The 6,151-nt window shown below is 65.6% G+C and carries 7 protein-coding genes and 1 pseudogene; 4 read left to right on the forward strand and 4 right to left on the reverse strand.

Annotated features, from left to right (window positions below):
• A pseudogene (locus tag AC2VOG_RS15170) lies at positions 1-466 on the reverse strand (hypothetical protein); the annotation flags it as partial.
• Between the two features lie 134 nt (positions 467-600).
• Here AC2VOG_RS15170 and AC2VOG_RS15175 point away from each other — a divergent pair.
• Positions 601-729, forward strand: coding sequence for a hypothetical protein (locus AC2VOG_RS15175; RefSeq protein ID WP_486940706.1), 129 nt, complete (start codon positions 601-603; stop codon positions 727-729).
• Between the two features lie 137 nt (positions 730-866).
• Complete coding sequence (locus AC2VOG_RS15180) at positions 867-2,114, forward strand: helix-turn-helix domain-containing protein (protein ID WP_486940707.1); 1,248 nt, start codon at positions 867-869, stop codon at positions 2,112-2,114.
• Positions 2,115-2,368: 254 nt separating this feature from the next.
• Here AC2VOG_RS15180 and AC2VOG_RS15185 read toward each other — a convergent pair whose 3' ends face one another.
• The gene (locus AC2VOG_RS15185; protein ID WP_486940708.1) at positions 2,369-2,497 is read right to left on the reverse strand and encodes a hypothetical protein; all 129 of its coding nucleotides are present in this window, start codon (positions 2,495-2,497) and stop codon (positions 2,369-2,371) included.
• 39 nt (positions 2,498-2,536) lie between these two features.
• On the opposite strand from AC2VOG_RS15185, the gene AC2VOG_RS15190 reads away from it, so the two are divergent.
• Together AC2VOG_RS15190 and AC2VOG_RS15195 are read left to right on the forward strand one after the other, a co-directional pair.
• Positions 2,537-3,724, forward strand: coding sequence for a CoA transferase (locus AC2VOG_RS15190; protein WP_486940709.1), 1,188 nt, complete (start codon positions 2,537-2,539; stop codon positions 3,722-3,724).
• Entirely contained in the window at positions 3,718-5,019 is a 1,302-nt protein-coding gene (locus AC2VOG_RS15195; RefSeq protein WP_486940710.1) for an amidohydrolase family protein, read from the forward strand. Before AC2VOG_RS15190 ends, AC2VOG_RS15195 begins: the two co-directional genes overlap by 7 nt.
• 1 nt (position 5,020) lies before the next feature.
• Here AC2VOG_RS15195 and AC2VOG_RS15200 read toward each other — a convergent pair whose 3' ends face one another.
• Both AC2VOG_RS15200 and AC2VOG_RS15205 read right to left on the reverse strand, forming a co-directional pair.
• Positions 5,021-5,509 (reverse strand): TetR/AcrR family transcriptional regulator, encoded by a 489-nt coding sequence (locus AC2VOG_RS15200; RefSeq protein ID WP_486940711.1) that lies wholly within the window; start codon positions 5,507-5,509, stop codon positions 5,021-5,023.
• A gap of 21 nt (positions 5,510-5,530) precedes the next feature.
• The coding region (locus AC2VOG_RS15205) for an acyl-CoA dehydrogenase family protein (RefSeq protein ID WP_486940712.1) at positions 5,531-6,151 on the reverse strand (621 nt) is incomplete at its 5' end.

Consider the following 6,151-nt stretch of genomic DNA (forward strand, 5'->3'; position numbering starts at 1 on the left):
TGCCGCCGTCGCCGAACAGGAATCCGCCGTCGCCGAGGTTGCCGAACGTGCCCGAGCTGCCCAGCAGGGAGTCGTTGGTGCCGGTGAAACCGTCGACTCCGTTACCGATGAGGTCTCGGCCGAACAGGAATACCGAAGGCGCGTTGAGGATTGGGTCCAACAACTCGCCGGCCGGGCTGTCGAGGTAGGTCTGGACCATGCCGGTGATCGTGATGTCGATCGAATTGACCACGCCGGTGAGCACGGAGTCCAACCCCGAGGACGGATCGGTCAGGGCCGCCGCGTCCAGGGCGGCACCGCCGGTGTCGGCGGCCGCAGTGCCCACGTCGGACACACTCATCAGCGGTGAAATCAGGGGATCGACCCAATCCAGGATGTCGGCGTGCGCGGCGGGTGGTCCGGCTACCGGGATCAGCACCGCAGCGGCCACCGCCACCGGTGCCGCACCCATGCCGAGACCACGCATCACGGTGCTACCTGCGCTGCTCCGATCCCTCTTGCACGCCCTCCGCTGCCGCCTACGTGAACTACCAGCCATCTGCGTTCCTACCTACTTCCATGACATGGACAACACACTGAGAATTCGCTAAAAACGGCGTAGTGCCTCCACTGCTGTTCGGTGCCCACTACGACTTCGTGGCCACCGAACAACTCCGTTGGATCGCGGAATACGCGCACGGCAAAGTGATATTTCGGCATGACGACCTCCCGCGGCAAGGTATCGATTAGGTGAATGGATACTAAGAAGAGCATGAGACCAAGGTGGCTCAATCATTGCCAGGCGGGCGGCGAAGGTTCAAGACCATATCGCACCAAAGACGGGATTTCGTAGTGCATAGTGCACCTCTGTGCAATACGCTTCGCCGGTGCGCTTGACTCAGCCTTCTAAGCCGGTATGTGAGTTGATTCGGGTCGCCGCCGAGATCGCCATCAGAGATTCCCAGCAAGTGCTCGACGCGATGCACGAGGCCACGCTCGGGTCGGAATACATGCGGGCCATTGCGAAGGATCCGGTTCTGGTCGAGGCTGTCCGCCAGTGCAACCGGTCGAATCAGCTGCACTGGCTGGCGGCCAACATCAGCCATCCCGGCGAACCGGTGCCGGCCAACCTCGGTGCCGAGTCGCTCGCCGTCGTCCGGGCTCTCATTCATCATGGCGCCGACGCCGCGGCGGTGGTGGACCTGTACCGGATCGGGCAGAACGTAGCCTGGCGGGCGTGGATGAGCATCGCGTTCGCGTTAACGTCTGATGCCGACGACCTGCATGAATTACTGGATTTCTCAGCGCATTCCATCACGTCGTTCATCGACGCCACGATCGCCGGGATCTGCCACCGAGTCGAGCTTGAGCGCGACGAGCTGACCAGCGGTACCCAAGCTCAACGCCGCGCTGTGGTGGCAATGATCATCGACGGGGCGTCGATCACCGAACGGCAGGCCGAAAGCAGCTTGGGCTACCAGTTCGGACAGCCGCACACCGCGGCCGTGATCTGGGCCGCGGACGAAGCCAACGCGAACTCATTCGATCTGGACTATGCGGTGGAAATACTAGTCAAGATCGCGGGTGGACGCCGCGCGTTCTCGGTCTCCGCCGGGTCTGGCACCCGATGGGTTTGGCTACCGGGCGGCGACGGTCCGGAAAATTCGGAACTGGCCAACATCGAGGCGGCGCTCGGCCAATTGCGGGACGTGCGTATTGCATTGGGCTCGACGGCAACCGGCATGGATGGCTTCCGGCGCAGTCATTTGGACGCCTTGACCACCCAGCGCACGATGGCCCGGCTCGGCGCCGCCCGGCGAGTCGTGAAATTCGCCGACGTCGAACTCGTCGCATTGATCACCGGCGATCCCACGCAGGCCGACCTGTTCGTGAAGCACACTCTCGGGGATTTCGAGTCGGCCGACGAGGATCTGCAGCGGGCCGTTCTTACATTTGTACAGTCGCAGTGCAACGCTTCGCGAGCGGCCGCGCTTCTATTTACGCATCGAAATACATTGTTGCGCAAGCTTTCGCGCGCCAATGAGCTGCTACCGCGACCCTTGGAGCAGGCAAGCCTGAATGTCGCGATGGCATTGGAGATGCTGCAGTGGCGCCGTCCCGCGAGCCAGGGCTAGCGGCGGGCTATGGGAGTCCCCCCTTTGCAATTGAGCGGCTTGTCTTACAAACACGGCTCGCCCGCGACAGAACACGGCTCGCCCGTGATGCCGTACTACGACGGCGGCAAAGGCCGACCCCACGCCCGTCACATGCTCACCGACATGACGATCGTAGAGATGAGTGATACGTCCGGCCTACACATGTCCGCAGGTGAGCTACTGCGCGAACTAGCCGGCATCTAAGAGACCGTTCTGATCTTCCTGTATTCCAGTTACTTTCGCGCAGGGCTGTCGGTGCGGAAGGTCGGCCGCGGCGTGGCGGGGGTCTGGCGGGTCAGGGCGACGGTGAGGATCTCCTTGACGCAGCGAGGTTTGAGGATCGCGGCGATATCGGCTTGCAAGCTGCAGTTCTAGGACGCTGACCGGCGGCGCGCACAATAATGGTCGTGGACGCGGCTTCAGACTGGGCCGGCAGCGGGCTGGCCTATTTGACCGGCTCGCCTGACGGGCCGCCCGACTTCTCGCGCGCGGCTGTGCTGACCGAAGCCCGCCGGGCAGCCGCCGATATCCTCGGGCTTCTCGGCGTCGAGACCGACGTCGCCACGATTCTGGCGGGCCGCGCCGCGATCCTCGGGCTGACCCGCGGGGGCCGTATCTCGGCCGGTGGCGCCACCCGACTGCTACGCACCGTTGACGGCTGGTGCGCCATCGCATTGCCACGCGACGACGACATCGCGGCGCTACCGGCGTTGCTGGAGGTCGACGCGCTCACCGGCAATCCATGGACAGTGCTATCCCGTTGGACAGCAACGCAGTCGACCGACGCTGTGGTAGACCGCGCCCGCCTTCTTGACATCGCGGTCGCGGCGTTGGGCGAAGCCGTAGCGGAGCCACCCACCGTGCGACGCTTCGGCACCAGAGCCGGGCCGCGACCGGCCGACGGGCTACTGGTGGCGGATTTGTCGTCGTTGTGGGCCGGGCCGCTGTGCGGTCAGCTGCTCGTTCGTGCGGGCGCTGTCGTCGTCAAGGTGGAAAGCCCCAGCCGACCGGATGGCACCCGACGCGGCGAACCGGCCTTCTTCGATTGGATGAACGCCGGAAAGCTCTCGTATTGCGTGAATTTCGACAGCGACGTGGGTGCGTTGCGTCGACTGCTACATGTTGCTGACATCGTGATCGAAGGTTCACGGCCCGCGGCGCTGCGACGTCGCAGGCTAAGTGCTCAGGACGTACCCGGGCATCAGGGCCGAATCTGGTTGCGTATCAGAGGCTATCGTGATCAGCCCGACCGACTCGCGTTCGGGGATGACGCGGCGGTTGCGGGCGGACTGGTCGGACGTGGCGCTGACGGGCCGGTGTTCTGCGGTGACGCGATCGCGGACCCGCTGACCGGCCTGGAGGCGGCGCGCGCGGTGGGGGAGTCGCTGCGCCGCGGTGGCGGCGAGGTGATCGAGGTGTCGATGGCTCAGGTGGCGGCCCGATACGCGGCCCTGCCGCCGTCGCCGGATTCCGACGCGCCGGCCGAGTCTCCTACGCTGCCGCCGGCTGCTTCGCCGGCGTCGCCGCTGGGAGCCGACAACGCCGCAGTCGAATTGCTCGTTTCCGAAAGACTCGGCACACCATGCTGATTCAGCACGCGGTGACGATCGATGGTGCCGCCGTCGACCTCCGGGTGGGGGAATCGATCGACGAGGTCGCCGATACGTTGCCGCCACGGCCGGGCGAGGACGTGCTGGACGCAGCGGGTGGGACGGTGCTGCCCGGTCTGCATGACCACCATGTGCACGTGTTTTCCGCGGCCGCCGCGGCGACGTCGCTCAGGGTGGGCCCGCCGCAGGTCCGCGACCGCGACGGACTGGCCGCCGCACTGGCGAACGCCGAAGCCGGCGAAGACGGCTGGATCCGCGCCGTGGGCTACCACGAATCGGTTGCCGGACCGCTGGACCGCGGCGTGCTGGACGACGTGGCTGCGGCGGCGCCAGTGCGCGTTCAGCATCGCAGCGGCGTGTTGTGGATCCTCAACTCGGCAGGTCTGGAGCGTGTCGGTCTGGCCGAGCATCCGGACGGCCGGCTGCGCAGCAGCGAACCGTGGGCACAGGCCCTGGGCCGCAGCGAGACCAGCCTGACCGGGCTCGGCGGCTGGCTCAGCAGCCACGGTATCACCGGAATCACAGATGCCACACCGGATCTCGCTATTGCCGACATAATGCGATTGTCGGAGCTGCACCGGCACGGTGAACTTCGTCAGCGCGTGCATTGCCTGGCCCCGGGTAAACGGATCCTGCATGACGACGCCCTGGACCTCGGGGAGCTGGTCGGCTGGATCGCCGACCGGCACCGCGACGTCCATCCGGTGGCCATCCACTGCGTCACCGCCGCGCAATTGGTGGTCACCATCGCTGCGCTGCGCGAGGCCGGCTCCAGGCCGGGCGATCGTATCGAGCATGCCGCTGTGGTTCCGTCGGATTGTCTCGCCGATCTGGCCCATCTCGGCGTGACCGTGGTGACCCAACCCAATTTCGTTGCCGAGCGGGGTGATCAGTATCTCGATGAGATCCCGGCCGCCGAACACGGTCAACTATGGCGGGTCGCCTCGCTGCTTGACGCGGGCATCGCGGTGGCACTGTCCACCGATATGCCCTTCGGTAACGGTGACCCGTGGGCGGCGATCCGGGCCGCGGTGCACCGCCGCACGCCCGGCGGAGCTGTCCTGGGCATTGACGAACGCGTCTCTGCGCGAACGGCTTTGGCGATGTTCCTGGGCCGGCCCGATCATCCCACCCAACTGCGAACCCTCGAACCCGGCCAGCCGGCGGACCTGTGCGTGCTGAGCGTGCCGCCCGAGGCCGCGCTCGCCGAATTGGACGCAGAGATGGTGGCCGCAACCGTCGTCGGTGGGCAAATGGTCTACGCGGCGAGGTAAGTCAAGAGATTTCGCCGACGAGATAGCGCTGCAACGTCGGTGCGACCGCGTCGACCAGAGTGTCGACGTCCATGGACTGAATCGGCTCGACGCGCACCACGTAGCGCATGATGCCCACCCCGACAACTTGCGACGAACACAGCGCGGCGCGAAACGTGATCTGGTCGGCGCCGAGCGCCTTGAGTAGTGGGTCGAAGATCGGACCGATGAACAGGCCCTGGGCGACGTCGACCGTTTTGGCCAGCCCGGCCGTGGCGATCGCGCCGGCAGCGAATGGGCCCCCACCGGTGGCATCCCAGGTGGTGATCAGCGTCTGCAGCGTTCGCCGACCCGCCTGGTTCACCCCGCCCTGGATGATCCTGTCGATGAAGTCCGGCGTCCGGAACGGGAGGCGGAGCTTGCGTGCCACCGGGTCAAGGATCCCACGAAAGGGGATTTCGGGAGGGGTCACGCTGTCAGGATGGGCGCGAATCAGGCAAAGTTCAAGCATCGACCCAGGCGCGTCACCTGATCAGTGCGGCAGCTCGCGAAACGGTGTGTTCTTGTACGGGTCAGGCTCTTTCGGCAAGCCCAGCACCCGTTCGCCGACGATGTTGCGTTGAATCTGATCGGTGCCGCCGCCGATCGAGGTGAAGTAGGCGTTCAACGTCCGGAACGTCACCGCGTCGCCGACCGGGTTGTCCGGGCCCGTCAACATAGCGTGCGCGCCGACTATTTCGGTTTCGACGCGGGCCGTCTCGTGCAGGATCCGTGACATCGCGATCTTGCCGAGCGCCATCAGCGTGGCGGCTTCGACGCGATCGACCGCAGCCTTAGATCGCTGGGTGTTCCAGCGGTTGACTGTGGCCCACGCGTCGACGCGAGCGATCTGCTGACGAATGTAGGGATCTTCCAGCCGGCCGGCTTCCCGCGCCAAATCGACCAGGAGATGGGCCTTCTCGGCTTGCGGCCGCTTGGCGTCCTTGGCGGTGCGGGCAATGTCTGCCATGAACCGTCGCTCGTATCCGAGCGCGGTCTGTAGCACCGACCATCCGGCGTTCAGTTCGCCAACCAGGTTCTCGGCGGGAAGGCGAGCGTCCTCGATGAAGACCTCGTTGAACTCCGATTCGCCGGTGATCTGGTGGATCGGCCG

The organism is Mycobacterium sp. TH-M11 (assembly GCF_057473725.1).